20 protein-coding genes and 1 riboswitch are annotated in these 24,764 nt (G+C 73.4%); of the genes, 8 read left to right on the forward strand and 12 right to left on the reverse strand.

Annotation, left to right across the window (positions count from 1 at the left end; genetic code table 11):
- Window positions 1-112: 112 nt before the first annotated feature.
- Window positions 113-775, reverse strand: a complete 663-nt coding sequence (locus tag E0F75_RS15720) for an AAA family ATPase (protein WP_187623137.1) — start codon at window positions 773-775, stop codon at window positions 113-115.
- A gap of 151 nt (window positions 776-926) precedes the next feature.
- Window positions 927-1,025: riboswitch (glycine riboswitch) on the forward strand.
- Window positions 1,026-1,198: 173 nt separating this feature from the next.
- Between E0F75_RS15720 and gcvT the strand changes: the two genes are divergently transcribed.
- The 4 genes from gcvT (at window position 1,199) to E0F75_RS15740 (ending at window position 5,632) form a co-directional block, all read left to right on the forward strand.
- Window positions 1,199-2,323 (forward strand): glycine cleavage system aminomethyltransferase GcvT, encoded by a 1,125-nt coding sequence (gene gcvT, locus E0F75_RS15725; protein WP_187623138.1) that lies wholly within the window; start codon window positions 1,199-1,201, stop codon window positions 2,321-2,323.
- Window positions 2,324-2,400: 77 nt separating this feature from the next.
- Window positions 2,401-2,778, forward strand: a complete 378-nt coding sequence (gene gcvH, locus E0F75_RS15730) for a glycine cleavage system protein GcvH (protein ID WP_187623139.1) — start codon at window positions 2,401-2,403, stop codon at window positions 2,776-2,778.
- 25 nt (window positions 2,779-2,803) lie between these two features.
- On the forward strand, window positions 2,804-4,072 hold the full coding sequence (glyA, locus tag E0F75_RS15735) for a serine hydroxymethyltransferase (RefSeq protein WP_206706126.1): 1,269 nt from the start codon (window positions 2,804-2,806) through the stop codon (window positions 4,070-4,072).
- A 189-nt stretch (window positions 4,073-4,261) separates the two neighbouring features.
- Window positions 4,262-5,632 (forward strand): L-serine ammonia-lyase, encoded by a 1,371-nt coding sequence (locus E0F75_RS15740; RefSeq protein WP_187623140.1) that lies wholly within the window; start codon window positions 4,262-4,264, stop codon window positions 5,630-5,632.
- 114 nt (window positions 5,633-5,746) lie between these two features.
- On the opposite strand, the gene E0F75_RS15745 is transcribed toward E0F75_RS15740, so the two are convergent.
- Together E0F75_RS15745 and E0F75_RS15750 are read right to left on the reverse strand one after the other, a co-directional pair.
- Window positions 5,747-5,986, reverse strand: coding sequence for a hypothetical protein (locus E0F75_RS15745; RefSeq protein WP_187623141.1), 240 nt, complete (start codon window positions 5,984-5,986; stop codon window positions 5,747-5,749).
- A 181-nt stretch (window positions 5,987-6,167) separates the two neighbouring features.
- Window positions 6,168-7,490, reverse strand: coding sequence for an FAD-dependent monooxygenase (locus E0F75_RS15750; RefSeq protein ID WP_187623142.1), 1,323 nt, complete (start codon window positions 7,488-7,490; stop codon window positions 6,168-6,170).
- Between the two features lie 220 nt (window positions 7,491-7,710).
- On the opposite strand from E0F75_RS15750, the gene E0F75_RS15755 reads away from it, so the two are divergent.
- Together E0F75_RS15755 and E0F75_RS15760 are read left to right on the forward strand one after the other, a co-directional pair.
- Window positions 7,711-8,700 carry an ABC transporter ATP-binding protein gene (locus E0F75_RS15755; RefSeq protein ID WP_073912630.1) on the forward strand — a complete coding sequence of 330 codons (990 nt, stop codon included), beginning with the start codon at window positions 7,711-7,713 and terminating at the stop codon, window positions 8,698-8,700.
- Window positions 8,697-9,530 (forward strand): ABC transporter permease, encoded by an 834-nt coding sequence (locus E0F75_RS15760; protein WP_187623143.1) that lies wholly within the window; start codon window positions 8,697-8,699, stop codon window positions 9,528-9,530. The genes E0F75_RS15755 and E0F75_RS15760 overlap by 4 nt, the downstream gene beginning before the upstream one ends.
- A 79-nt stretch (window positions 9,531-9,609) precedes the next feature.
- Here the strand turns inward: E0F75_RS15760 and E0F75_RS15765 are convergent, their stop codons facing one another.
- Genes E0F75_RS15765 through E0F75_RS15790 form a run of 6 tightly spaced genes read right to left on the reverse strand, consistent with a single transcriptional unit; the run spans window position 9,610 to window position 19,828 of the window.
- On the reverse strand, window positions 9,610-10,590 hold the full coding sequence (locus E0F75_RS15765; protein WP_229312685.1) for a thiopeptide-type bacteriocin biosynthesis protein: 981 nt from the start codon (window positions 10,588-10,590) through the stop codon (window positions 9,610-9,612).
- Between the two features lie 12 nt (window positions 10,591-10,602).
- The gene (locus E0F75_RS15770; protein WP_229312686.1) at window positions 10,603-12,180 is read right to left on the reverse strand and encodes a nitroreductase family protein; all 1,578 of its coding nucleotides are present in this window, start codon (window positions 12,178-12,180) and stop codon (window positions 10,603-10,605) included.
- Window positions 12,177-14,117, reverse strand: a complete 1,941-nt coding sequence (locus E0F75_RS15775; protein WP_187623144.1) for a TOMM precursor leader peptide-binding protein — start codon at window positions 14,115-14,117, stop codon at window positions 12,177-12,179. Before E0F75_RS15775 ends, E0F75_RS15770 begins: the two co-directional genes overlap by 4 nt.
- On the reverse strand, window positions 14,107-15,882 hold the full coding sequence (locus tag E0F75_RS15780; RefSeq protein ID WP_187623145.1) for a hypothetical protein: 1,776 nt from the start codon (window positions 15,880-15,882) through the stop codon (window positions 14,107-14,109). Before E0F75_RS15780 ends, E0F75_RS15775 begins: the two co-directional genes overlap by 11 nt.
- Window positions 15,879-18,593, reverse strand: coding sequence for a lantibiotic dehydratase (locus E0F75_RS15785; RefSeq protein WP_187623146.1), 2,715 nt, complete (start codon window positions 18,591-18,593; stop codon window positions 15,879-15,881). The genes E0F75_RS15780 and E0F75_RS15785 overlap by 4 nt, the downstream gene beginning before the upstream one ends.
- Window positions 18,590-19,828 (reverse strand): hypothetical protein, encoded by a 1,239-nt coding sequence (locus E0F75_RS15790; RefSeq protein WP_229312687.1) that lies wholly within the window; start codon window positions 19,826-19,828, stop codon window positions 18,590-18,592. The genes E0F75_RS15785 and E0F75_RS15790 overlap by 4 nt, the downstream gene beginning before the upstream one ends.
- A gap of 234 nt (window positions 19,829-20,062) precedes the next feature.
- Here E0F75_RS15790 and E0F75_RS15795 point away from each other — a divergent pair, with 234 nt between their 5' ends.
- Window positions 20,063-20,626 carry a hypothetical protein gene (locus tag E0F75_RS15795; RefSeq protein ID WP_187623147.1) on the forward strand — a complete coding sequence of 188 codons (564 nt, stop codon included), beginning with the start codon at window positions 20,063-20,065 and terminating at the stop codon, window positions 20,624-20,626.
- A 108-nt stretch (window positions 20,627-20,734) separates the two neighbouring features.
- Here the strand turns inward: E0F75_RS15795 and E0F75_RS15800 are convergent, their stop codons facing one another.
- From E0F75_RS15800 to E0F75_RS15810, 3 genes are all read right to left on the reverse strand, one after another.
- Window positions 20,735-20,905, reverse strand: coding sequence for a thiazolylpeptide-type bacteriocin (locus E0F75_RS15800; RefSeq protein WP_015036315.1), 171 nt, complete (start codon window positions 20,903-20,905; stop codon window positions 20,735-20,737).
- Between the two features lie 36 nt (window positions 20,906-20,941).
- A complete protein-coding gene (locus E0F75_RS15805) occupies window positions 20,942-21,118 on the reverse strand; it encodes a thiazolylpeptide-type bacteriocin (RefSeq protein ID WP_073912617.1) in 177 nt (58 codons plus the stop codon).
- Window positions 21,119-21,260: 142 nt separating this feature from the next.
- Window positions 21,261-22,799: a SagB family peptide dehydrogenase gene (locus tag E0F75_RS15810; protein WP_229312688.1), complete on the reverse strand. Its 1,539-nt coding sequence runs from the start codon at window positions 22,797-22,799 to the stop codon at window positions 21,261-21,263.
- A 449-nt stretch (window positions 22,800-23,248) separates the two neighbouring features.
- On the opposite strand from E0F75_RS15810, the gene E0F75_RS15815 reads away from it, so the two are divergent.
- Window positions 23,249-24,709, forward strand: a complete 1,461-nt coding sequence (locus E0F75_RS15815) for a multicopper oxidase family protein (RefSeq protein WP_187623148.1) — start codon at window positions 23,249-23,251, stop codon at window positions 24,707-24,709.
- Window positions 24,710-24,764: the final 55 nt, after the last annotated feature.

The raw sequence follows: 24,764 nt of genomic DNA on the forward strand, positions 1-24,764 counted from the left end.
CGGCCCGCGCCCGCCCGCCCTGCGTGAGACGCAGCGGCCCGCGCAGGGCCGCCCCGGCGTTCCTCGCAGCGGCCCGCCTCGTCTCCGCCCGGCGTACGTCACGGCGCCCGCCTCAGGCCGCCTGGCGGAAGCCGATCTTCCGCAGAGTGTCCGCCGCGTCCCGGTCGAGCAGGGTCGCGGAGGCGCAGCCGTGCGGCAGCCGGCCGGACTCCGCCGCCGCGACGAGCCGGGCGACGGCCCGCCGGTGCCGGGCGAAGGCGTACGACGAGACGCCCCGGCCGCGGGCTCGCTGGCCCTCACGGGCGGTGCCGGGGTCGACGTCGAGCAGGACCAGGTGGAGGGCCCGGCCGCGGCGGCGGGCCTCCCTGGCCAGCCAGCCCCGCACCCAGGACTGGGTGCCGCAGTCGTGGACGATCACTCCGGCGCCGGATCGCAGGGCGCGGCGCAGCCCCGCGTAGTGCGCGATCCGGACCAGCGGACGGTAGACGGCGTACGGCAGGAGGCGGGGCATCCGGGCCTCCCAGCGCTCCCGGGTGTCCTGCGAGTCGATGCCGGCGCCTTCGGCGGCGCGTCGCATGAGGGTGGACTTGCCGCTGCCGGGCAGCCCGGAGACGACCACCAGGTCGCCGGCGGCGAAGGTCAGGGCGCGGGGCCCTCGGCCGCCGCGCTCGCGCAGGTCGCGCAGGAGCCGCCCGCGGCCGCGGGTCCGGGCACGGGCTCGCTGGGACGGTATGCCGGTACCCGGCGCGTAAGCGCCGGTGTGCTGGAACCTCATCGCTTCTCCCCCTGCCGGGCCTGGGAAGACCCTTGCCCACAAAGTGTAAAGAAGCGGTAATGGGACACAAGCGATGTGCCCCGCCGACCTCGCGTGCAATGATGTGCGCGCCAGGCGCGCACAGTCGCCACACAATCGCATACCGGCCGCTCGAATCCGCGCGGGAGAGTTCCGGACGCCAGGCGTGTCCGGACGCCGAAGGAGCAAGACCCTCCCTTGAATCTCTCAGGCCCCGTACCGCGTGGATGAGGCAGATCTGAAAAGCGGGACACCTGTCGTGTCCCCACCCAAGGTGCAAACCGATCTCTCGGCGACGAGATGCTCTCGGTGAACCTCTCAGGTTCCATGACAGATGGGGAGGACGTCCTCGCCCGTCATGTGTTTTCGTCACCGATCACGCCCTTGGGACCCGGGAGCCACCCCATGAGCACTGCCCCCCGTCTGACCGCCCTCGATGCCCTGCATCGTTCGCTGGGCGCGACCATGACCGACTTCGCCGGCTGGGACATGCCGCTCCGGTACGGCAGCGAGCGGGACGAGCACATCGCCGTCCGCACCAAGGCGGGTCTCTTCGACCTCTCCCACATGGGTGAGATCACCGTCACCGGCCCGCAGGCGGTCGAGCTCCTCGACCACGCCCTCGTCGGCAACATCTCCACGGTGGGCGTCGGCCGCGCCCGCTACACGATGATCTGCCAGGAGGACGGCGGCATCCTCGACGACCTGATCGTGTACCGGCTCGGCGAGACGGAGTACATGGTCGTCGCCAACGCCTCCAACGCGCAGATCGTCCTGGACGCGCTGACCGGGCGCGCGGCCGGCTTCGACGCCGAGGTCCGGGACGACCGTGACGCGTACGCCCTGATCGCGGTCCAGGGCCCGGAGTCCCCCGGCATCCTGAAGTCGCTCACCGACGCCGACCTGGACGGTCTGAAGTACTACGCCGGCCTGCCCGGCACGGTCGCCGGTGTGCCCGCGCTGATCGCCCGTACCGGCTACACCGGCGAGGACGGCTTCGAGCTGTTCCTGAAGCCCGAGCACGCCGAGGGCGTCTGGAAGGCGCTGACCGAGGCCGGCGCGCCGGTCGGTCTGATCCCCTGCGGCCTGTCCTGCCGCGACACGCTCCGCCTGGAGGCGGGCATGCCGCTGTACGGCCACGAGCTGACCACCGCGCTGACCCCCTTCGACGCGGGCCTCGGCCGGGTCGTGAAGTTCGAGAAGACGACCAACGACGGCCGTTTCGTCGGCCGTGAGGCGCTCGAGAAGGCCGCCGAGCGCGCCGAGACCGCCCCGCCGCGCAAGCTCGTCGGTCTGGTCGCCGAGGGCCGCCGGGTGCCGCGCGCCGGTTTCTCCGTCGTCAAGGACGGCGTGGTGATCGGCGAGGTCACCTCCGGAGCCCCGTCCCCGACCCTCGGAAAGCCGATCGCGATCGCGTACGTGGACGCGGCGCACGCCGAGCCCGGCACCCAGGGTGTAGGTGTGGACATCCGCGGTACCCACGAGCCGTACGAGGTCGTCGCGCTGCCGTTCTACAAGCGCCAGAAGTGACGTATCCGTCTCACTTCGCGTCTCACCCCGCAAGACCCACGTTCATCAGCACTCCCTCGATCCAGGAGAATCAGGTCATGAGCAACCCCCAGCAGCTGCGCTACACCAAGGAGCACGAGTGGCTGTCGGCCGTCGAGGACGGCGTCGCGACGGTCGGCATCACGGAGTTCGCGGCCAACGCGCTCGGTGACGTCGTCTACGCCCAGCTCCCGGCGGTCGGCGACACGGTGACCGCGGGCGAGTCCTGCGGCGAGCTGGAGTCCACCAAGTCGGTCAGCGACCTGTACGCCCCGGTGACGGGCGAGATCGTCGAGGCCAACCAGGACGTCGTGGACGACCCGTCCCTCGTGAACACCGCTCCGTTCGAGGGTGGCTGGCTGTTCAAGGTAAAGCTCACGGGCGAGCCGGAGGACCTGCTCACCGCCGACGAGTACGCCGCCTTCACCGCCGGCTGACCCGAGACCCCTAGGGATCGATTTCATGTCGCTTCTGAACACTCCCCTCCACGAGCTGGACCCGGACGTCGCCGCCGCCGTCGACGCCGAGCTCCGCCGTCAGCAGTCCACGCTCGAGATGATCGCCTCGGAGAACTTCGCTCCGGTCGCCGTCATGGAGGCGCAGGGCTCCGTCCTCACCAACAAGTACGCCGAGGGCTACCCGGGCCGCCGCTACTACGGTGGCTGCGAGCACGTCGACGTGGCCGAGCAGATCGCGATCGACCGGATCAAGGACCTGTTCGGCGCCGAGTACGCCAACGTCCAGCCGCACTCCGGTGCCTCCGCGAACCAGGCCGCCCTCTTCGCGATCGCCCAGCCGGGCGACACGATCCTGGGTCTGGACCTGGCGCACGGCGGTCACCTGACCCACGGCATGCGCCTGAACTTCTCGGGCAAGCAGTTCAACGTGGTCGCGTACCACGTGGACGAGGCCGGTCTGGTCGACATGGCCGAGGTCGAGCGCCTCGCCAAGGAGCACCGCCCCAAGGTGATCATCGCGGGCTGGTCCGCCTACCCGCGTCAGCTGGACTTCGCCGAGTTCCGCCGGATCGCGGACGAGGTCGAGGCCTACCTGTGGGTCGACATGGCCCACTTCGCGGGTCTGGTCGCGGCCGGTCTGCACCCGAACCCGGTCGAGTACGCGGACGTGGTGACCTCCACCACGCACAAGACGCTCGGCGGCCCCCGCGGCGGCATCATCCTGGCGAAGAAGGCGTTCGCGAAGAAGCTGAACTCCTCCGTCTTCCCCGGTTTCCAGGGCGGCCCGCTGGAGCACGTGATCGCGGCCAAGGCCGTCTCCTTCAAGGTCGCGGCCTCGGAGGAGTTCAAGGAGCGCCAGCAGCGCACCCTGGACGGCGCCCGCATCATCGCCGAGCGCCTGGTCCAGGACGACGTCACCGCCCATGGTGTCTCCGTCCTGTCCGGCGGTACGGACGTCCACCTGCTCCTCGTCGACCTGCGCGACAGCGAGCTGGACGGCCAGCAGGCCGAGGACCGTCTCCACGAGGTCGGCATCACGGTCAACCGGAACGCCGTTCCGAACGACCCGCGCCCGCCGATGGTCACCTCGGGTCTGCGCATCGGTACGCCGGCGCTCGCGACCCGCGGTTTCCAGGCCGATGACTTCACCGAGGTCGGCGACATCATCGCGGAGACCCTGAAGCCCGGCTTCGACGCCGACAAGGCCGCGTCGCTGAAGGCCCGGGTGACGGCGCTCGCCGACAAGCACCCGCTGTACCCCGGCCTGAAGTAATTTCGTACGCTTTTGTTCTGCGGCCGGTCTGCGGTCGTTCGTCCGGAACCTTCGGGGCACCGCGCACACTGGACAGTGAGCGCGGTGCCCCACCCCATGTCCTCGCGCCGTACCGCACGTCCTTCTTCACCGCGCTTTTCTGCTCCACCCCGGCAGACAACGGCGTCTAGCCCCCACAAGGAGTCCTCCGTGGCCATCTCGGTCTTCGACCTGTTCTCGATCGGCATCGGCCCGTCGAGCTCCCACACGGTGGGACCGATGCGCGCGGCCCGGATGTTCGCCCGCCGCCTGAAGAACGAGGGCCTGCTCGCCCACACCGCGCACGTCCGGGCGGAGCTGTACGGCTCGCTCGGCGCGACCGGCCACGGCCACGGCACCCCGAAGGCGGTCCTGCTGGGCCTGGAGGGCAGCTCGCCGCGCACGGTGAACGTGGAGACGGCGGACGACGAGGTCGAGCGGATCAAGTCGAGCGGCCGGATCAACCTGCTCGGCGCGCACGAGATCCCCTTCGACTTCGACGCCGACCTGGTCCTGCACCGGCGCAAGGCGCTGCCGTACCACGCCAACGGGATGACGATCTTCGCGTACGACGCGGAGGGCGGCCTGGTCCTGGAGAAGACGTACTACTCGGTCGGTGGCGGCTTCGTCGTCGACGAGGACGCCGTGGCCGGCGAGAACCCGATCGTCCCCGACGACACCGTTCTGAAGTACCCCTTCCGTACCGGCGACGAGCTGCTCCGCCTCGCGAAGGAGACCGGTCTGTCGATCTCCGCGATGATGCTGGAGAACGAGAAGGCCTGGCGCACCGAGGACGAGATCCGCGCGGGCCTCCTGGAGATCTGGCGGGTCATGCAGTCCTGCGTCTCGCGCGGCATGTCCCGCGAGGGCATCCTGCCCGGCGGCCTGAAGGTCCGCCGGCGCGCCGCGAACTCGGCGCGGAAGCTGCGCTCCGAGGGCGACCCGAAGGCGCACGCGATGGAGTGGATCACGCTCTACGCGATGGCCGTGAACGAGGAGAACGCGGCGGGCGGCCGGGTGGTCACCGCCCCGACGAACGGCGCCGCGGGCATCATCCCCGCCGTCCTGCACTACTACATGAACTTCGTGCCCGGCGCCGACGACGACGGCATCGTCCGCTTCATGCTGGCGGCCGGCGCGGTCGGCATGCTCTTCAAGGAGAACGCCTCGATCTCCGGCGCCGAGGTCGGCTGCCAGGGCGAGGTCGGCTCGGCCTGCTCGATGGCGGCGGGCGCCCTCGCCGAGGTCCTCGGCGGCACCCCGGAGCAGGTGGAGAACGCGGCCGAGATCGGCATGGAGCACAACCTGGGCCTGACCTGCGACCCGGTCGGCGGCCTGGTCCAGATCCCGTGCATCGAGCGGAACGGCATGGCGGCGGTCAAGGCCGTCACGGCGGCGAAGATGTCGATGCGCGGCGACGGCAGCCACCTGGTCTCCCTCGACAAGGTCATCAAGACCATGAAGGAGACCGGCGCGGACATGAGCGTGAAGTACAAGGAGACCGCCCGGGGCGGTCTCGCGGTGAACATCATCGAGTGCTGAATCGGTTTTCCGGCTGAATCGGTCGTTCAGCCGGATCGGTCGGACAGCCGAATCGGTTGTTCACGTGACGGTCCCCGGGCCGGGCAGCCGCCGCCGCCCGGGCCGGGGGCCGGATCAGTAGCGCACCCAGAGCACGTAGACGTTCGGGTGCGTCGGGCCGAAGGGCTCGCAAAGGAAGAGCGCGCCCCAGATGGGCCGGCCCGCCACGCCGGCCGCCTGGCACTCGGCGTACGAGGCGTGGTGGCTGCGGGCGTAGAAGCCGGGGCCCGCGGCCTCGGCGGAGCCGGCGGTGCCGAGCGCGAGGGCTCCGGCCGTGGCCGCGGTGGCGAGTGCGGCTGCGATGCGACGGTACATGGCATGTCCTCCTGAAAACGCCGGGATGCCCCGGCGGAGTGCGTGACGATGCGATGTGGAGCGTTGCGGTGCGATGCGGTGCGGAATGTGCCGGCTGCGCAGCCGGGACGAACGTACCGTCGCGGGCAGGGTCGCACAATAGGTCTAGGCCAATGGGCGGGGCCGGTGGCCCCGACCGTCGTCACGCCGGGGTCGGCACCACGCTCCTGCCCGTCTCGTGGGCGTACAGCATCGCCCGGTCGCGGAGGGCCGCGTGGACGGCCATGCGGGCGTCGCGGCGGCGCTGGGCCGGGCCGTCGGGCAGGTGCAGGATGCCGGCGTTGCCGCGCGAGCCGCGCTGGATCTCCGCCGTGCGGGGGATCCGGAGCGACTGGTAGCGGTCGAGCCGGGCCGCGGTCGTCGACGGCGCCGGATCGGCCAGACAGGCCGCCAGGTCCATCGCGTCCTCGACCGCCTGGTTCGCGCCCTGCGCCATGAACGGCAGCATCGGGTGGGCCGCGTCGCCGAGCAGGGTCAGCCTGCGCGAGGACCAGACGTCCAGCGGCGGCCGGTCGTGCAGCGCCCACTGGAGGGTCGTCTCCACGGCGCCCACGACGTCCGCGACCAGACCGGTCCAGCCGCCGAACACCCGGCGCAGCGCCTCGGGATCGCCCGGGACCGACCAGGACTCGCCCGGGGACTGTGCCATCGGCACCGTCGCCGCGAAGCTCAGGTACTCCCCCGCCGCGACCGGGTAGCACACGAAGTGCCCGCCCGGGCCGAGCCAGAGGCGCACCAGAGGCGCGCGGGCCGCGTCCGGGAGCCGGTCCATGGGCACCAGGCCCCGGTAGATGCCGAGCCCCGAGAACTCGGGCTCGTCGTGCCGGAACGCCTCGCGGACCGTGGAGTGGATGCCGTCGGCGCCCACCACCAGCTCCGCCCCGCGGACGGTTCCGTCCTCGAAGGCCAGCCGTACGCCGTCACCCGACGCGTCCGTCTCCCGCGCCTCGCTGAGGCGTTCGCCCAGCTTGAGGCTGCCCTCGGCGACGAGGGTGAGGAGCGCGTCGTGGAGATGCGCCCGGTGCACCGTGTAGTACGGGGCACCGAACATCTGCTCGCACTCCGCGCCGAGGGGCGTCCGGGCGATCGGCCGCCCGCTCCACCCCCGTACCTCCATGGCCTCGATCGCCACCGCCCGCTCGCGCAGGGCCGGGCCGAGGCCGAGCCGCAGCAGCGGCCTGACCGCGTTGGGCGAGAGCTGGACTCCCGCCCCCACCTCCGCGAGCCGCCGTGTCTGTTCGTACACCGTGTACGGAATTCCCATGGAGGAGAGCGCACCGGCCAGCGTCAGTCCGCCGATGCCGGCACCGACCACCGAGACGTGCGGCCGCTCCTCCGCTCCCCACTCGTCCAGATCCCCGAACCGCACCTTTGAGACCGCCTTCCGCGTCGCTGCTGTGTCGGCACCGCCGGCGTCGCCAGCCGCGGTCTCCCGCAGTCCGGCCGTCCGCCGCACCCCGAGCATGGGTCGCCCACCGGCCCCCGGCAACGCGGGTCACGCCCCCCTCTGACAACTGTCGCGGCTTCCATGACGTCCGTCACCGCCGTCCCCGCGGGCCCGGCCCGGCCCGCCGGCCCGCACCTAACGTCGAGGCTGCGCCCCGGAGTCCGTCTGCGGGCGACGACCCCACGACGTCCCACCACCACGCCGGGAGGCACACAGTGACACGAGCCGAGGGACCGCGGTGACCGCCGCGGTGGCCGTGGAAGGCCTGCAGAAGCGGTACGGCGACCACGAGGCCGTGCGCGGCGTCGACTTCAGCGTCGCCGAGGGCGAGATCTTCGCCCTGCTCGGGCCGAACGGCGCGGGCAAGACCACCACCCTGGAGATCCTGGAGGGCTTCCGGGAGCGAGACGGCGGGCGGGTCGAGGTCCTCGGCCGCGACCCCGGTGTCAAGGCCGACGGACACTGGCTGCGCGGCCAGGTCGGCCTCGTCCTCCAGGACATCGCCGTGGAGCCCTATCTGTCGGTACGGGAGACCGTGGCCCGCAACGCCGGCTACTACCCCGACCCGCGGAACGTCGACGAACTGCTCGACCTCGTCGGCCTGAACGAGAAGAAGGGCGCCAAGGTCAAGGACCTGTCCGGCGGCCAGAAGCGCCGGCTCGACCTGGCGCTCGGCGTCGTCGGCCGGCCCAAGCTGCTGTTCCTGGACGAGCCGACCACCGGCTTCGACCCGAACGCGCGCCGCGGCGCCTGGGACGTCGTGCGCAATCTGCGCGACGACGGCACCACCATCGTCCTCACCACCCACTACATGGACGAGGCGCAGGCGCTGGCCGACTCGGTCGTGGTCATCGCCGAGGGCCGGATCGTCGCCTCGGGCACCCCGGACACCCTCGGCGGCCGCGACAGCGCCCAGACCCGGATCCGCTTCGCGCTGCCGACGGGCGCCGCGCTCGCCGACGTACCCCTGCCGGTGAGCGATGTGGAGGACGGCCTGGTGACGGCCGAGACGACCGAGCCGACGGCCGCGCTGCACCGGCTGACCGGCTGGGCGCTCGACCGGGGCACGCCGCTCGACCGGCTGACCGTGGAGCAGCCCACGCTCGAGGACGTCTACCTGAGCCTGACCAGCGAGTACGTACAGCAGGAAGCCTCCTCGCCGTCGTCCGCGCGGGAGCGCAAGGCGCCCGCCGGACGAGGCCGCCGACCCGGACGGAGCCGCTCATGACCACCCTGATCCCCCCGACCGCCGAGACGACCGCCCCGGCGGCCTCGGCGACCCGCGCGGCCGCCCCGCGCGAACGGAACCCGCTGGCCCTGCTCGGCCATCAGATCCGTTACGAGCAGCTGTCGTTCTGGCGCAACCCGCAGTCGATGGTCTTCACCTTCGTGCTGCCGATCGTCATCATCGGCATCTTCGGTGCGGTGTTCAGCGGCAGCGAGGGCGAGGACTTCTTCTTCGGTCTGACCGGCATGCAGTACTACACGCCGGTGATCGCGGCCGTGTCCGTACTCGGCGCCTGCTACGGCCAGTTGGCGATCGTGCTCGCGATGCGCCGGCAGACCGGAGTCCTCAAGCGGCTGCACGCCACGCCGCTGCCCGCCTGGGTCTACTTCGCCGGTCTGCTCGTGCACTGCGTCGTCGTCAGCATCGTCGACGTCGCGCTCGTCTTCGGCATCGGCGCGCTCTACGGCGTCGACCTGCCCACCCACTGGGGCGCGGTCCTGCTGACCCTCGTCCTGGGCGCGGCGAGCTTCTGCGCGCTCGGTGTCGGCGTGGCCTCGCTGATCAAGAACTCGGAGGCGGCTCCGGCCGTCGTGCAGTTCATCCAGTTCCCGCTGGTCTTCATCTCGGGCAGCTACTTCCCGATCCACGCGGAGCTCCTCAACACCATCGCGGGCCTGCTGCCCGTGAAGCCGTTCAACGACGCCATGCTGGCGCTCTTCACCCAGGACGCCGGCTTCCAGTGGCGTGACCTGGCGGTCCTCGCCGCCTGGGGTGTCATCGGCGCCCTGATCGCCGTCCGCAGCTTCCGCTGGGACCCGCGCCCCGAGTAGGAGCCGGGCGCGCACCACGAAAAGGCCCGACCGGGAAACCGGCCGGGCCTTTCGTGATCCCCGTGGGGGGGGTCTGTGGTCAGACGTTCCGCGGTACGGGGGTGTTCTCCGGTACGGGGGTGTTCTCCGGTACGGGGAAGGCGTGGGCCAGGACCGCGTACGTGCGCAGCTCCTCCAGGAGGCTCAGGCCGAGCCGGTTGTGGAGCATGTGCGCGTGCGAGAAGAGGACCATGCCCGGGTGGGTCGGCGACTGCTCCCGGATCTCGTCCGCGTGGGCGGCGATCCGGGCGTGCCAGCCGGCGAAGGGGCCGTGGGAGCCCGGGTCGAGGGTCACCGCCCCCTCGACCCGGGTGATCGTGTCGAGAAGGGCGGCCGGGTGGCCCGCCTCGGCGGCCCAGGCGCGCCAGGCGCCGAGACCGTGGGCGTAGTAGTACGCGCGTTCCGCCGGGTCCCCGAGGGCGGCGGCGACCGCGACGGTGCCGCGCAGGGCCAGCACGGCCCGCTGCCGCTCGCTGCCCACCTTGGGCAGGGCGGCGAGGACGAGGGCGCTGGACAGGGTGAAGAGGGACTCGGCGGCGGGCATGAGGGCGCGGCCGCCGTAGCGGTCGAACTCCGGCTCGTAGACGGCCGGGTGGACGCCGGGGGGCAGCAGGGCCTTCACGGAGGTGTTCTCGCCGGTCTCGCCCGCGGCGGCAAGCCGCTCGGCCCCGCTGCGGTAGGCGGCGGGGTCGAGCGGCTCCTCGCCCGGGGAGGGCGCGCCGGCGACGGCCAGGCGCTCGGCGAGGGCGGCCTCCACGCGCGCGCGTGCGGCGGTGTCGAGGTCGCCCACGCGGAGCCGCAGGTGCGGGCCGGACTGCCAGTAGCGGATGAAGAACCACGGGGTGCCGGGGGCGAGTTCGCGGATCGTGGGGCCGATGACATCGGTGACGACCCGGTCGTGTGCCGACCGGGCCGTCGTACCGAGGTGGAGATGCCAGGCGGTCCAGTCGGTCGCCCGCGCCGTGGGCGGCGGGGGCGGGGCCGTGGCCGCCGTCGGGATCGGGGTCGGGGTCGGGGTCACGGGGACGCTCCTTCAGAGTCTGAGGTCGAGCAGCGCGCCGCCGGTGTCCTGCGGTACTCCCACGACCACGGACAGGACGATCATCTCGTCGGGGTCCAGGCCGAGGACGCGCTGGGTGGGAATCTCCTTGAAGGCCCGCACGGGGCGGGCGAAGAGGCCGGAGGCGGCGGCGGACAGGCAGAGCCCGTGCGCGGCCCAGCCGGCGGCGTGCTGGACGGCGCCCCAGCCTGCGGTCCCGAGGCGCTCGAAGAGCTCCCGGGTCCGTACGGACAGGAACACGGTGAGCGGCGCGTCGCGGATGCCGCAGCCGTTGACGGGCGAGACGCCGTAGCCGTACTGCTCCTCCAGGCGCTCGGGCGCGGTCGTGTCGGCACGCAGGAGGCGCGCGGCGCCGTCCCTGAGCCGGTGGACGCCGTCGGCCTGTCCCGCGACGCCCTGGACGACGGCGGTGACGGTCAGCGCCTCGAAGGCGATGGCGAGTTCGCGTCCGGGCGGCGGTACGGAGAGCCAGCGGGCCGCGCTGTCGAGCGCCTCGGCGGGCACCTTCCGGCGCCGGCCGCTCATGCCGTGCAGGGCGCGCGGCATGCGTCCGGAGTGGCGCCGCCACAGCAGTTCCGCCCAGTCCGGCACGGTCGCGGAGGGGCCGAGGCCCGCCGGGACGGCGGTGGTGAGCGGGGCGGGGGCGCCGTCGTACGTCTGCTCCCGGTTGACGCGGATCAGCTCGGCGAGGGCGGGGTCGGTACGGGCCAGATGGGCCGGCGGCGCGGGAACGGAGTCCGCCTCCCGGGCCTGCACTCCCCCGCCGTCGTCCAGCTCCACGACGAACGGCAGGGACCACGCCCAGGCGTCTTCCAGGCCCAGGGCGGGCAGCAGCCCGTGGGCGTCCCGCCCCGGAAGCCGGAGCCGCGCGGGCACGTCGAACAGTTCGAGCCCGAGGCTCAACGCCCGGAGTACGAAGCCGAGTTCGATGGCGATGAGCGAGCCGCGGAACCACTGGTAGGCGGGCGGCACAGTCGTGTACCGGCCGGTGAGCACGACGTTCCGGGCGGGGGCCGCCGGGGCACCGGTGAGGGCGTGCCGGTCCGGTTCGAGCAGGCGCCACGGCATGCCCGCGCCCCCGTCCACGAAGGCGTGGACGGGGAAGAGACAGCGCGGCGAGGCGTACGGCCGGTGGTCGTTGTAGGGGTTCTCGGGCTCTCTGCGCTGCGGTCCGAAGGCGGTGACGAGGGCGCGGCCGAGCCGGTCCTCGACCGGTTCGGCCGCGCCCCGGCCCCGCCCGCCGCCGGGTGGCGGCGCGGGGTAGGGCAGCGCCGCGAGCCGGTCGTGGGTGCCGAGCGGCAGGGCCAGGCGCGGGCCGCCCCCGCGCGGCGGCGGGGGCGGTACGTGCGTGTCGGGCGGCGGCTGCGGCACCCAGGTCCACGGGGGCGCCTCCGGCGCGTCGTCCCCGGCCCCGTACGCGTACCAGAGGGGCTCGCGGGCGATGCTGTTGTCGCCCTCGGGGCCGGGCAGGTCGACCGGGCCGCGCCGGGGCGGAACCCCGGCGCCGGCGTCCGTCGCGCGCGGGGCCGTCGGGGCCGTCGGGGCCGTCACGGGAACGGGTGGGGGTCGAGGGGGATCGCCCGGTGCTCCTGCCCGGTGCCGCGCAGGGCGGCGGTGAGCCGGGGCAGTCCGGCCAGCCGCTGCTGGGCGTGGCCGAAGCACATCGGGACGATGCCGGGGACGACCGCGCGGGCCACGTGGATGCCCGCGTCGGCGTGTTCGCGGCTGGTCTGGTCGACGAGCACGATCCGGTCGAGCCCGGCCCCGGCGAACAGTCCGCGGACGAAGTCCAGGGCGCCGCGCACGTCCCCGCCGGAGCCGCGCTCCATCCGGCCCGGCCAGTCGGGGAAGGCCTCGTCGAGCGTGACCCGGGGTCCGCCGAGCGCCGCGGTGGCGCGGGCGGCGGTCTCGGGCAGCGAGGAGAAGCGGACGTGGTCCTCCAGCTCCTGGACCAGCCACGGGTCCTCGACCATCGGCTCGACGGTCTCGCGGGTCCAGTCGACCGGGTTGGTGACGAGCTGGGCGACCTCGCGCAGGGCGCCGCGGATCGCGGACTGCGGGTCGGCGCCGGAGCCGGCCGAGGAGAAGGTGGCGGGGAAGGGGTTGAGCCGGTTCACCGCGAGCACCCAGACGACCGGGAGGCCGATGTCCTGGGTGGCGACGAGCAGGTGCACGTCGAAGCCGCGCGACTCCATCACCTCGATCATGGCGCGGCTGGTGGGGTCGGTGAGGGAGGAGTTCGGGATGGTCGGCAGCGGGGCGGCCCGGTGCCAGGAGAGCAGGAACGCGTCCCGCTCCGCCAGCTCGAACAGCGAGTGCAGGGCGGCCTCTTCGAGGTTGGCGCCGACGGCGCAGCCGCTGGACGACTCGTAGAAGTAGTGCTTGCGGCCGGGCGTCCCGGCGGCGCGGGCGGCCCTGCGGTCGCGGCGGTGGTTGTACTCGTACTGGTAGAAGGCGTGGTCGGCGGGGACGAGCAGGGCGCGCCCGTCGTCGAGGTCGTGGCCCCACACCCAGTCCATCGGGGTGTCCGCGTCGAACGGCGTGGCCCTGCTGGTCGGGTGGGCGAGCTGCTCGGCCGTGTACCGCCCGAGACCGGCCGGGTCGACGGCGTGCTCCGTGACCTCGGCGTACGAGCGGTGGGTGAGGACGGGGATGTCGTACGGGAAGCCCGCCAGGCGCTCGTACGCCTCCAGGATCGCCACGGGTCCGGTCTCGGCGAAGGTCCGGGCGCGGCCGTGGCCCATCGCCGGGGCGTCCGGCACCACGGCCATGCTCATCGCGAACGGGGCGCGGGACTCGCGCAGGAGCGCGCGGACGGGACCGAAGCGGTCGTCGACCAGGCGGTCCTGGAGCACCCCGCGCTCGACGAGCCGGCTCGCGGCGGTGCGGGTGCAGTCGTCCGGGAACGCGGGCCGGTCGGTCGGGGTGAGCGGCGCCGGGGTCTCCGTGCCGTCGAGCCGCTCGTACGCCGGTCCGCAGAGCGGGCAGTGGAAGCTGCGGGCGATCCGGTGCCGGCGCAGGCCGCGCGGCGAGACGGAGAAGAGTTCGCCGGGCCCGAGCGGCCGCCTCACCAGGTGCTCCAGGGTCGCCCGGAGCAGTTCGGGGAGGAGCGGCGCGCCCGGCCCGGGGGCGGTGGTCGCGTGCCGCAGGTCGCCGACGAGGGGGTGGTCGGGGACGGTGCGGTCGCGGACCTCGGCGCAGCCGGCGCAGCCCGCGTCGGTGCCGGGCCGCCAGAGCGGCCCCACGAGGACCTCGTCGCCCAGGAGGCGTACGGAGAGGTGGGCCCGGCCGGCGGCGACGGCCTCGTCGAACCGCGCCCGCTCCCAGTCGAGGTGCCAGCCGCGGTCGACCGCGACGGTTCCCTCGGGGAGGACGTCCGCGAGGACGTCGAGCGCGGAGCGCCAGGCCTCGTCGGCGGGGTGGGCGTCGAGCCCGGGGCCCCGGGCGAGGGCCGGGGCGGGGACGGGGGTGAGCGTGTCAGTGGGCATCGTGGGCCTCCACGGGGCCGTACCAGAGGGGGAGCTCGCCGAGCACGGGGTCGTGGCGGAGGGCCTCGCCCCGGTACGTGGTGGCGTTACGGGCGGCCAGTTGGGCGCGGAGGGCGTCCAGGGCGGCGCGGTCGGCGAAGAGCAGGGCGTCGGTGGAGAGCGGGTCGACGGTGCCGGGGCCGTCCACGGTCTGGAGGTGGGCGAGCGCGGTGCACAGGGCGTTCCGGGCGGCCTCCGCCGCGTCGGCGCCCCAGGCGCGGCCGAGGGTGGCGCCCTCGGCGGTCACCTCGGCGAGCCGCCAGTCGAGGCCGGGCACGCCGTGCAGCCGTACCGCGGGTTCGTGCGGCAGGAGGGCGCGGAGTCCGGCGAGGATCCGCAGGCCCTCCGCGTCGAGACCCTCGCACGCCACGCCGCCCGCGGCCGCGGCGGGAGCGCCCGCCGGGAGGGCCGCGGGCGGCACGTGCGGGGTGGCGGTCTTCGCCGGAAGGGGTGCCGTCTCCTCGGCGAGCAGGCGCAGCGCGCCGTCGAGGAGCCAGTGTTCCCTCGTGAGCCCGGCCGCCGGGGTGGGAGCCCCGGGGATGTGGGCGTGCGGACCGGCCGCCGGGGTGGGAGCCCCGGGGATGAGGGCCCGCAGGGCCTGCAGGGTGGCCGCCACGGTGGCGGTCTCCTGGTGGGCGGCCCAGGCGAGGACCGTGGTCGTGGGGCGGCCGCCGGTGCGGAGCTCGGCGGCGCGCAGGGCGAGCGGCATCTGGGGCAGGTCGGCGCCCTCGGTGAGGGCGAGCGGTCCGGTCCAGCGCGCGGCGAGCGGGGTCGCCGTCTCGCGTGCCTCGTCCGGTTCGGGCCGGGGGCCGGCGGGGGCGGTGCCGAGGGTGAGGGGACCCTCGGGGAGGGAGCCCGGCCGGCCGGTCGCGGCCGCCTGGTGGGCTCCCTCGACGGTGACCCGGTCGGAGACCAGGTCCGTCCCGTGCACGACATGGGCCTCGCCCGTGTCCGCCGTACCGGTGAGGGTGTCGATGAGGAGCTGCGCCCCGAGGGCGCCGGCGAGCGCGTCCGCCATGGGGCGGGGCGCGGGCGCGGTGGACTCGGCGGCGGCCCAGGCGCGGGCCCGGTCGTGGAACGCGGCCCGGACGGCCGGGTGTCCGGGGCCGGTGAGGGCGGGTCCGACGAGGGTGACGCCGGTGCCGCCGAGGAGGACGGGGACGACGAGGGGCGCGTCGGCGGACGGCGCCGGGCTGCCGTCGTCCTCGCGCATGTCGAGGACCGCGTCCGGGGTGGCGGCCGCCTCCTCCGTACCGGTGAGGACCGTGCCGACCCCGGCCCGGCGCAGACCGCGGACGGCCGGGCCGGTCGCGGTCGCCGGGCCGGTGACCAGGACCGTCGCGGCACGGAGCCGGGCGAAGGCCCCGTACGGGTCGTCGAGGAGGCCTTCGAGGCGGGCGAGGGACTCGGCGTGCCGCTGCCGTACGTCGGCGGGCGGTTCGGGCGCGGTGTGCGCGGCCGGGTCGAGGAGCAGTCCGTTCTCGCGGAGCCTGTCGACGAGGAGACGGACGGCGGGGCGGGCGCGTTCGGTGCCGATCTCGGCGACGAGCGCGTCCTCGTCGGTGCCGTCCTCCAGGAGCGGGACGCAGCCCTGGGCGACGGCGTGCAGGACCTCGGAGCCGCGCAGCACGAACTGGGCGCGGGCGCCGCTGAAGTAGACCCCGCCGGGGACGGGTGCGTAGTGCAGGTCGGGTCGCGTCCTGAGCGCCGCTGCGGGCATCGTCATCGCTCCTCCCCCTCGGTCGTCGGGTGGTAGGTGAAGCGGCCGCCGGCGGTCCTGCCGACCTCGACGACCCACTCGGTGGCGTGGGTGCCGTCGACGACGCCGGGCAGCGCCTCCTCCAGGTAGCTGCCGCCGCTGTCGGCGCCGCGGCGCTCCAGCATCCGGGGCAGGACGCGGGCGCCGAGCGCGCTGCTCAGGTCCACGTACTGGGGCTTCTGCTGGAGGCGCTTGGACTGGATGTCGGGGGCGCCGACGGAGAGCGGGCCCTCGTCCTCGGGGACGGTCTTGATGACGACCTCCTCGGGGACGCCGTACCTGGCGCGCCAGGCGTTGAGGGCGAGGAGCCGCTCGTGCTCCTCGGGCCCGGCGGCCAGGGCGGTGCCCAGTTCCTCTCCCCCGTACCAGCGGCGGCGGCCGATGAGGACGTCGCCGACAGCCATCCGGGGCGCGATCCGGGTGGTCGCCCGGTCCCAGGGGGTGGCGGCGTGCCAGCTGTTGGGGAGGGCGTTGAAGAGACGGCCGCTGATGGCGAGGCCGGAGGCGACGGAGAGCGGCGGCGGGAAGAGGCCGGGGTGGCCGGTGCCGAGCGGCAGGACCCGCAGCGGGGCGCCTTCGGCGTCCTCGACGCGCAGGGAGTCGGTCTCGGGGTCGTGGGCGAGCCGCAGTCCGAACCAGTCGTCGGGGGTGAGGCCGCCGGGCAGGATCGGCGTGTGGGCGTTGACGTTGAGGCGGTGCAGGCCCAGGTCCTCGGTGACGCGGGCGCCGTCGTAGCCGTACACGCGGCGTACGTGGTCGGCGAGGCGGGGCAGCGCGCGGCCGCCGAGGCGCCGGTCGGCCTCCAGGAAGCGGGCGTAGAGCATGCCGTGGCCCGGCAGGCCGTCGTTGAGGACGAGGTGGCCGTCGCCGCGCTGGAGCAGGATGCCGTAGATCAGCGGGTCGCGGCGGAAGCGTTCCGGCAGGTCGCCGGTGAGGCCGGCGACCTGCTCCGGGCTGATGCGGAGGGTGTCGTCGCCGCGCTCGACGGCCTGGCCGATGAGGGCGTGGAGCGCCTCGGTGACCTCGCGGCGCAGCTCGTAGATGCGCTCCAGGGAGCCGTCGGCGGGGCCGATGCCCTTGAGCGCGGTCGGGTCGCCGGGGCCGTCGGGGCCGTACACGGCGGCCATGGCGGCGGCGCGGCGCGAGACCTCGCCGACGACGAAGGGGGCGTTGGCGGCGAGGGGGACGTTGGCCCCGGGGCCGAAGCGCTCGACGAACGCGGCGGTCATGAGGACGCGCACGTCGTGCAGCCAGTCGAAGACGGTGAGGAGTTCGACGGCCGGGCCGAGGTCCTTCAGTGACTCCTTCCAGGGTTCCGTGGCCACCTTGAGCGGCGGCATCACGTAGTCCTCCTCGACCGTGACGTGGGCGGGGCGGCCCGCGGCGTGGCTGAGTTCGCCGAGGGCGCCGCGCAGCTCGGCCAGCGCGTCGCCGCGTTCGGCGGCGGGCGCGGCGGTGAACGCGGGCATACCGGCCTTGACGCGGTCGGTGAGCCGCTTCGTCACCGGGCGGGGGTCGTCGGGGGTGAGCAGGACGTCGTAGTCGGTGGCGCCGTCCTCGGCCTCGTGGAAGGTGCAGAGGAGGCCCTGTGCGACGGCGCCGCGGACCTTCTGGTCGGCGTCCTCGGCGGCGATGCCGGAGCGTGCGGCGACATGGGCGACGACGGACGGGAAGGGGCGGGGCCCCATGGAGACCGCGTCGAGGAGGTCTCCGGCGGGGCCGTCGAGGGAGACGGCGGCGCGGCGCATCCCCTCGGGGGCGGGCTTCAGGAAGAACAGCTTCCCGGCCGCCGGGTCGGGTGCGGAGGTCGGCGGAAGGCCGATCCACATGTCCTCGATCGCCCGGTCGGCGGGGTCGGGCAGTCCGCCGAGCACGTAGTTGAGCATCACGCGGTCGAGGCCGGGGAAGGCGGTCGCGCCGCCGAAGCCCGCCTCGTCGGGTCCGGGGGCGGCCGGGTCGGGCTCGGCGATGCCGACGGCCGTGAACCGGGCGAGCGGGCTCGTGCGGACCATGGCACGGGTGACGTACTGGATGAGGCCGCGCTCGGACTTGCGGGACTTGGAGGGCACCTTGCCGGGGGCCCGGACGGCGGCGCGGTAGCGCTCGGCCTCCTGGTGGACCTCGGGTGCGACGAGGGCGAGCGAGCGCAACAGGTCGGCGTCGCCGAGGAGTTCGGCGAGGACTCCGCGCTCGCGCTCGGCCGCGTCGGGGTAGCCGGTGACGAGCTCCTCGCGGATCCGCTCGCGCTCCTGGCGGGCTTCGAGCCAGGCGTCGATCACGGGGGTCGCGGGCTCCGGCGCCTTCTTCGGGGCCTTGCCGCTGTTCACGGCGCGGCGCAGGGCGATCAGTTCACGCCGTTCGGCGTCGTCGGTCGCGGCGCCGATCCGCTCGTACAGCTCGTCGGAGGCGGCGGCGGAGGCCTCGGCGAGGGCCTGCTCGGCGGCGGTGACGAGGACGAGCTGCCGGCGCAGTTCGGCGTCGGCGAGCCGGGCCCGGCGCAGCGGGTTGACCCGCAGGAACCAGAGGGGCTCGGGGGCGGGAGCCGCGTGCGCGGATGCCGGTACGTCCACGGGCGCGGGCGCCGGTGCGGTCGTCGTACCGGGCGTGGGTACGGTCACCGGCTCGGGCGGCGTGTCCCCGAGCGGGTCCGTGGGGATGCCGATCACGGGGGCGGTCATCGGAGGGCTCCCTCGGGGGCGGTGCCCGGAGCGGCGCTCGGGGCGGGGGCGGCGGAACTCGTGTTCCCGGCAGTGGTGTTCGCGGCGATGCGCTCGCGCCAGGAGACGCCGAGGACCTCGTCGACCGTCTCGGCGACGGCGAAGCAGGTGTAGTAGCGCTGCATCGGGGAGACGGTGAGCAGCGGCAGCTGCTCGTAGAAGAGGTTCGTGAGGAGGCGGAAGGAGGCGAACCACGGGGACGGGGCCGAGGTCACGCCGGCCTCGCCGACGGTCCGGTGGAAGTCGCTGTCGGGCTGCTCGCCCTGCGGGACGACGGTGGTGGCGCCGGGCGGCCCCATCTCGGAGCGGTCGAGCCCCGCGGTGGCGCCGTCGAGCAGGTCGAGGGTGAGGCTGCCGGCGGCGACCGCGCTCTCCAACGCACCGGCGCCGTAGGCGAGTCCGGTGCGCCAGGCCGCGGCGGCGGCGGAGACCTCGCCGCTCAGCCGCTGCTCGACGACCCGGCGGAGCGCGGGCGCGTCCTTGGCGAGGCGCTGCTGGAAGACGGGGCGTACGTCCTTGGTGGGCGCGGCCCAGGCGAGGAAGGCCTCGACGTGGGAGCGGGGCGAGAAGACCCCGTACCCGAGGCCGAGGGTGTGGGTGTCGGCGAGTGCGACGAAGGCCTCGGCGAGCCGGAGCGTGCCGGAGCCGGGCTCGCCGGCGAGGTCGTCGATCGTCCGCAGGAGCGCGGGGGTCAGGGCCCCGTGCACGACGGTACGGAAGCGGTCGAGGCGCGGGTCGCGGGCGGCGGCTCCGGAGGGTCCGCCGGTCTGCCCGCCGTCCTGGACGCCGGGCCCGATCCGCTCGACGGCGCCGTGCTCGCGCAGCGGCAGGTAGGGCGGCTGGACGGCCTCCAGGCGGCCGAACTCGCGGGCCTGGTCGAGGTAGGTCTCCTCGGTGAGGGCCCGGGGCGGGTCGAGCGGGCCGGCGTCCAGGGCCCGGGCGACGCCCTCCCAGTCGGGGCCGCCGCCCGGGACGCCGGTGGCGTCGCGGGCGAGGATGTCGACGTGCGGCCCGTGGAGCCACCCGCGGCGCAGCTGGACGGCGGGAGCGCCCGCCTCGTTCAGCGCGCGGGCGACCGGTACGACGTACCGGGCGAGCCAGGCCGGTGTGACCGGCATCCGTGTGTGCAGCCGCACTCCCGTCAGGCCGTCGGAATCCGGCTTCACGGCAGTGCGCTCCAGCGCATCAACCCCCATGCTTTCGCACCTTCCGAGAATTCGAGAACAACGTCCTTGGCTTTCTTTCACTTCCGGACGCAATCATGTGACGGGGAATTACGGGGCGATAGGGGAAAGGGATACCGGCTGACATGTGTCACCCTTTCCGTGACGCTCGGGCCATGGCTTCGTTCGAGACGGGTCCGAGTCGGACTGGCTGAAAATAGACAACGCGGTCGGATCATCGAGGAGCGTCGTTGTAAGGTCCGCGCCATGACTACGGAAACCACCGACGCCGAGTGCCTGGCACTCACGCGTAATCTGCGCCGTCGCGGCGCGATCGTCCTCGCCGTCTTCGCCCTCGTTTGGGCCTTCGCGGGCGGTTCGGGAATAGCGGCGGTGCCCGTGTCCGTCGCGGTCGGCGTCGTCGCCGCCGTCGTGACCGCCGGCGCGGTGGTGTTCGCCTTCCGGGGCACCGCGGGTCCGGTGACCCGCCTGGTCCGCCTGCCGGAGAAGTGGAACCGGGGGGTCGGCCTGGTCAACATGGCCGAGCTGGTGGCGATCTTCGCGGTGATCGCCGCGTCGAACGCCTCGGGTCACCCCGAGTTCATCCCGGTCGGGATCTGCCTGGTCGTGGGCCTGCACTTCTTCCCGCTCGCCCGCCTCTTCGACCAGGGGCAGTACAAGTGGACCGCGATCTTCCTGACGGCGGTCGCGCTGGTGGGGCTCGTCGTCCTGGCGGCCGGCACCACTGCGGAAACGATCCGCACGGTGGTGGGCCTGGGCGCGGCGATCGTGCTGTGGGCCTCGTCCTTCCACGTGGCCCTGCGCGGCTGACGGCCCGCACGCACCGGAAGCACCGAAACGCACGCGAGGATGCGCCACCCGGCCTGGGCCGGGCGGTCGCATCCTTCGTGCGTCGTGCGTTCAGCCTCGGTTACTCGGTCAGCAGGCCGAGCAGGTGGAGGAGGACGACGACGAGGTGCCGATCGAGCCGCTGGAGGCACCCATCTCCGGGAGGGCCACGCCCTGGGCGACCTCGAGGGTCTCCAGCTCCGCGACGTCGAAGTTGTCGAAGGCCGCGTCGTCGCCGTTCTTGATGTCGTCGATGCTCATGGTGTGTTTCCTTTCAGCGTTTCGGTTGGGGGATGTTCAGCAGGCGGAGCAGGTGGAGGAGCTGGAGGACGAGGTGCCGATCGAGCCGCTGGAGGCACCCATCTCCGGGAGGGCCACGCCCTGGGCGACCTCGAGGGTCTCCAGCTCGTCGACGTCGAAGTTCTCGAACGCCTTGTCCGCGTCCTGGCCCTGCTTGATGTCGTCGATGCTCATTCTGAATTCCTTTCCGAATTCTTCTCGGCAACCGTTCGGCTGCAACACCAATAATGCTGACCGACCATCCCCTGCACCAGCCTTTCCGAGCTCCGCCTGACGTTTATCACGCCCGGAATAACCGGCGTCATGTCGGAAGGGCTCAGGGGTTCTCGGGAAGGGACCACTCGGGGCTGTTGAGCATCCGCCATCCTTCCCCCGGCTCACCTGCGACGGAGTCGTCCGGGCGCCGGCTGCCGAGCAGGAAGTCGCCCACCGAGGACTCCTGGAGGTAGTCGAGGCCGAGCACCCTCGCGGACATGTCGGCATCACCGTTGCCCAGCGCGCACGGGGCGAGACCGAGGGCCGTCGCGACCAGGTACATCGTCTGGTAGAGCACGCCCGTGTGCCGGAGCGTGGTCGCGTAGGCGATGGCCCGGTACTTCCACGACATGCGCTGGAAGCGGGCCGTGACGGTGACGAGGACGTCGGGGCGCGCCTCCATGCCGGTGGCCCGGGAGGCCACGTGGAAGAGGGACTCGCGGTCGGCCTCCTCCTCGTTGCGCAGGACGAGCCGGTGACCCACGGGGTCGTAGTAGTAGATGCCGGGTGCCAGGCCCTCGCAGCGCCGCACGGTGACGTACAGCTCCAGCTCGTACCCCTGGCCGCCGCTCGGGTAGGGGCGGGAGACGACCTCGTCGCGGTCGCTGCCGGGCTCCGGCGTGTAGTGGGCGCGGACGCGGGCGACGCGGTAGAGGAACTCGCCGAGCTGGCGGGCGGTCATCTCCTGGTCGCCGTAGCCCCGGATGGACCGCCGGGTCTCGATCGCCGTGGTGAGGGACGGGTCGTGTGCGGCGATCTCCTCCCGGGTCGGCCGGTGGAGGGGCACGGAGGGGCCCTCGGGGACGGGGCGTACGGCCGGCCGGGGCTCGATGGCGCCCCGGTGGGGGTAGACGGCGCCGAACACGTCGTCGTACCGGCCGGAGCGGATGCGCGAGTGGAAGAGGAGGTCGTGGAAGTCCCACTGCCGCAGGACGGGTTCGCCGTCGGAGGCGAAGACCCCGTCCTCGTCGGCGAGTTCGGCGAATCCGGCGCCGACGAGATGGCCGAGGACATCGGTGGTGCCGGCCTCGTCGAGACCGGCGTGCGCGCCGAGGCGGGCGGGGGTGCCGGGCTCGCCGAGCGCGGCGGCCAGGGTCCGGGCGGCGGGGTCGGTGAGCACCGCCCGGAACTTGACCAGCGGCGACTCCAGGACGAGGGCGCCTTCGCGGCTGCGGCAGAAGGCGAAGCGGGAGAGCCGTACGGTCGCGCCGGCGGGGACGAGGACCGGCACATGGGCGGCGTCGCGCGCCACCGGCTCAAGACGGAGCAGCTCGCGGCTCCCGCCCCGGGCCAGGACGGCGTGGGCCACCAGGTGCCGGGCGCGGTCGAGGACCCGCTCGAACTGGACGCGCTCGGCGGGGCGAAGCCCCTCGTACAACTCCTCGGCCGGCAGGGGTCCTTCGGCGAGCCGCTCCAGGGCGGTCCGGACGCCGTCCCGGACGGGGCGGAGGGCGAGCGAGGTGGCGGGCCCGGCGAGGGTGGCGACGTCGCCGTCCCCGGGGGCGAAGAGAACGCGCACGCCTCCGGTGAACGCCGGTACGGCGAGGGCGGGTTCGAGGGGGCTCGGGCCGGTGTCCGAGGGTGTCTGCGTGGTCTGCACGGTGCCTCCGTGGGCGCGAGGATGACGGTCCGGCGCCGGGGCCGTGCGGCCCCGGAGGCCGGCGGACGGGAAGGCGCCGTACGCAGGGCAGACGCCGGGCACCACTCTCGCGCGGGGAATCGGACCCCGATCGGCGCCCGCCGGAATCGGTGACATTTCCCGGGCAGGGCGTGACGGACGGCCTTCCGCACCGTGACTCCCGTCATCCCGGAGTGCCTGATTCCCGTACCCACCGGCGGAAATGACCGAGGTCATCGATCGCGTGACAGATGCAAGAACCGGCGCGAACCCTCTCGGAGTTCCGGCCGTTCGCGCCCATGCTCGGAGAGCGAATTCATCACCGTTCCGAAGCACCGCCCGAACCACCACCCGAAGCACCGTTCCGAAGCACCGCCCGAATCTCCGTCCGAACCACCGTTCCCGGAGAACCGTCACGTTAGGAATCCGCTGTGTTCTCTCGCCGCAACGCGATACGACTCGGACTCACCGCCGGTGCCGTCGGCGCTGTCGGCGCGGCCGGCGGGGTGTTCCAGAGCCTCACCTCCGGTACGCAGGCGGTGGCCGCCGAGCCGCCCGCCGGCCCGCCCGCGGTCACCCCGTTCACCGTGCCGCTGCCCCGGCCCCGGGTTCTCGCCCCGTACCGGCGGACCCGGTCGGCCGACTACTACGCGGTCACCATGCGCAGGGCGCGGGTCGAGATCCTGCCCGGGCTGCGGACCGAGGTCCTGACGTACAACGGCACCTTCCCCGGCCCCACCATCCGGGCCCGCAGCGGGCGCACGGCCGTCGTGAAGCAGATCAACGCGCTCTCCGCGCCGACCTCGGTCCATCTGCACGGCGGGAACAACCCGCAGGACCAGGACGGCGGGATGATGGACCTGATCCAGCCGGGCCGGTCGAAGACCTACGTGTACGCCAACCGTCAGGTGGGCGCCACGCTGTGGACGCACGACCACGCCCACCACCTGGAGTCCGAGCACGTCTACCGGGGCCTTTCCGGGCTCTATCTCCTCGGCGACGAGGCCGAGGACGCGCTCGGACTGCCCTCGGGGCCGTACGAGGTGCCGCTGATCCTCCGGGACGCGCACTTCGACGCTGCGGGGCAGATGGTCTACACGATGGACGACGCGCTCAACCGCACGACCATCCTGGTCAACGGGGCCCCCTGGCCGTACATGAAGGTCAAGGCCCGCAAGTACCGCTTCCGGATGGTCAACTCCTGCAACCTGCGCATCTTCGTGATGGCGCTCTCCGACGGCAGCCCCATCATCCACGTCGGCTCGGACGGCGGGCTGCTGCCGGCGCCGGCGCCCTCGCCGGTGATCGTCCTCTCCCCCGGCGAGCGCGCCGACTTCGTCGTCGACTTCTCGCGGTACGCGCCGGGCACCCAGGTCACCCTGGCGAACATGCTGGGCCCTGGGCCGACCGAGCTCGTCGGGCAGATCATGCGCTTCGACGTCGAGGAGAAGGTGACCGACACCAGCCGGGTGCCGGACGTCCTCGCCACCCTGCCGCCGCTGCCCACGCCGACCGTGGAGCGGAGCTTCGAGCTGCGGATGGACGAGCCGGGCACGGGCCACCTCGCGTACATCAACGAGAAGACCTTCGACCACGACCGGATCGACACCGAGATCGCCTGGGGCTCCACCGAGGTGTGGACGGTGAAGAACACCAGCACGACCGTCCCGCACAACTTCCACACCCACCTGGTGCAGTTCCGGATTCTCGAACGGGACGGAATGCCGGTCTATCCGGCGGAGGCCGGCCTCAAGGACACCGTCCTCCTCTTCCCGGGGCAGACCGCGAAACTCCAGCTGACCTTCGACACCCACCGCGGGGTCTTTCCCTATCACTGCCACATGATCGACCACAGCGCCATGGGAATGATGGCGCAGATGCGCATCTCCTGAATTCCTCCGCGCCTCTGGATTCCTCCGCACAGCTGAATCGTTCCGCACCACTGAA

Origin of the sequence: Streptomyces sp. CB02980 (assembly GCF_014451325.2) — a bacterium.
Classification (GTDB): domain Bacteria; phylum Actinomycetota; class Actinomycetes; order Streptomycetales; family Streptomycetaceae; genus Streptomyces.

Bases quoted from the DNA above. Each gene is read 5' to 3' on its own strand.
- E0F75_RS15720 (WP_187623137.1), bottom strand. From the start codon at position 775: ATGAGGTTCCAGCACACCGGCGCTTACGCGCCGGGTACCGGCATACCG.
- gcvT (WP_187623138.1), top strand. From the start codon at position 1,199: ATGAGCACTGCCCCCCGTCTGACCGCCCTCGATGCCCTGCATCGTTCG.
- gcvH (WP_187623139.1), top strand. From the start codon at position 2,401: ATGAGCAACCCCCAGCAGCTGCGCTACACCAAGGAGCACGAGTGGCTG.
- glyA (WP_206706126.1), top strand. From the start codon at position 2,804: ATGTCGCTTCTGAACACTCCCCTCCACGAGCTGGACCCGGACGTCGCC.
- E0F75_RS15745 (WP_187623141.1), bottom strand. From the start codon at position 5,986: ATGTACCGTCGCATCGCAGCCGCACTCGCCACCGCGGCCACGGCCGGA.
- E0F75_RS15750 (WP_187623142.1), bottom strand. From the start codon at position 7,490: ATGCTCGGGGTGCGGCGGACGGCCGGACTGCGGGAGACCGCGGCTGGC.
- E0F75_RS15760 (WP_187623143.1), top strand. From the start codon at position 8,697: ATGACCACCCTGATCCCCCCGACCGCCGAGACGACCGCCCCGGCGGCC.
- E0F75_RS15775 (WP_187623144.1), bottom strand. From the start codon at position 14,117: ATGCCCACTGACACGCTCACCCCCGTCCCCGCCCCGGCCCTCGCCCGG.
- E0F75_RS15780 (WP_187623145.1), bottom strand. From the start codon at position 15,882: ATGACGATGCCCGCAGCGGCGCTCAGGACGCGACCCGACCTGCACTAC.
- E0F75_RS15785 (WP_187623146.1), bottom strand. From the start codon at position 18,593: ATGACCGCCCCCGTGATCGGCATCCCCACGGACCCGCTCGGGGACACG.
- E0F75_RS15790 (WP_229312687.1), bottom strand. From the start codon at position 19,828: ATGGGGGTTGATGCGCTGGAGCGCACTGCCGTGAAGCCGGATTCCGAC.
- E0F75_RS15795 (WP_187623147.1), top strand. From the start codon at position 20,063: ATGACTACGGAAACCACCGACGCCGAGTGCCTGGCACTCACGCGTAAT.
- E0F75_RS15800 (WP_015036315.1), bottom strand. From the start codon at position 20,905: ATGAGCATCGACGACATCAAGAACGGCGACGACGCGGCCTTCGACAAC.
- E0F75_RS15805 (WP_073912617.1), bottom strand. From the start codon at position 21,118: ATGAGCATCGACGACATCAAGCAGGGCCAGGACGCGGACAAGGCGTTC.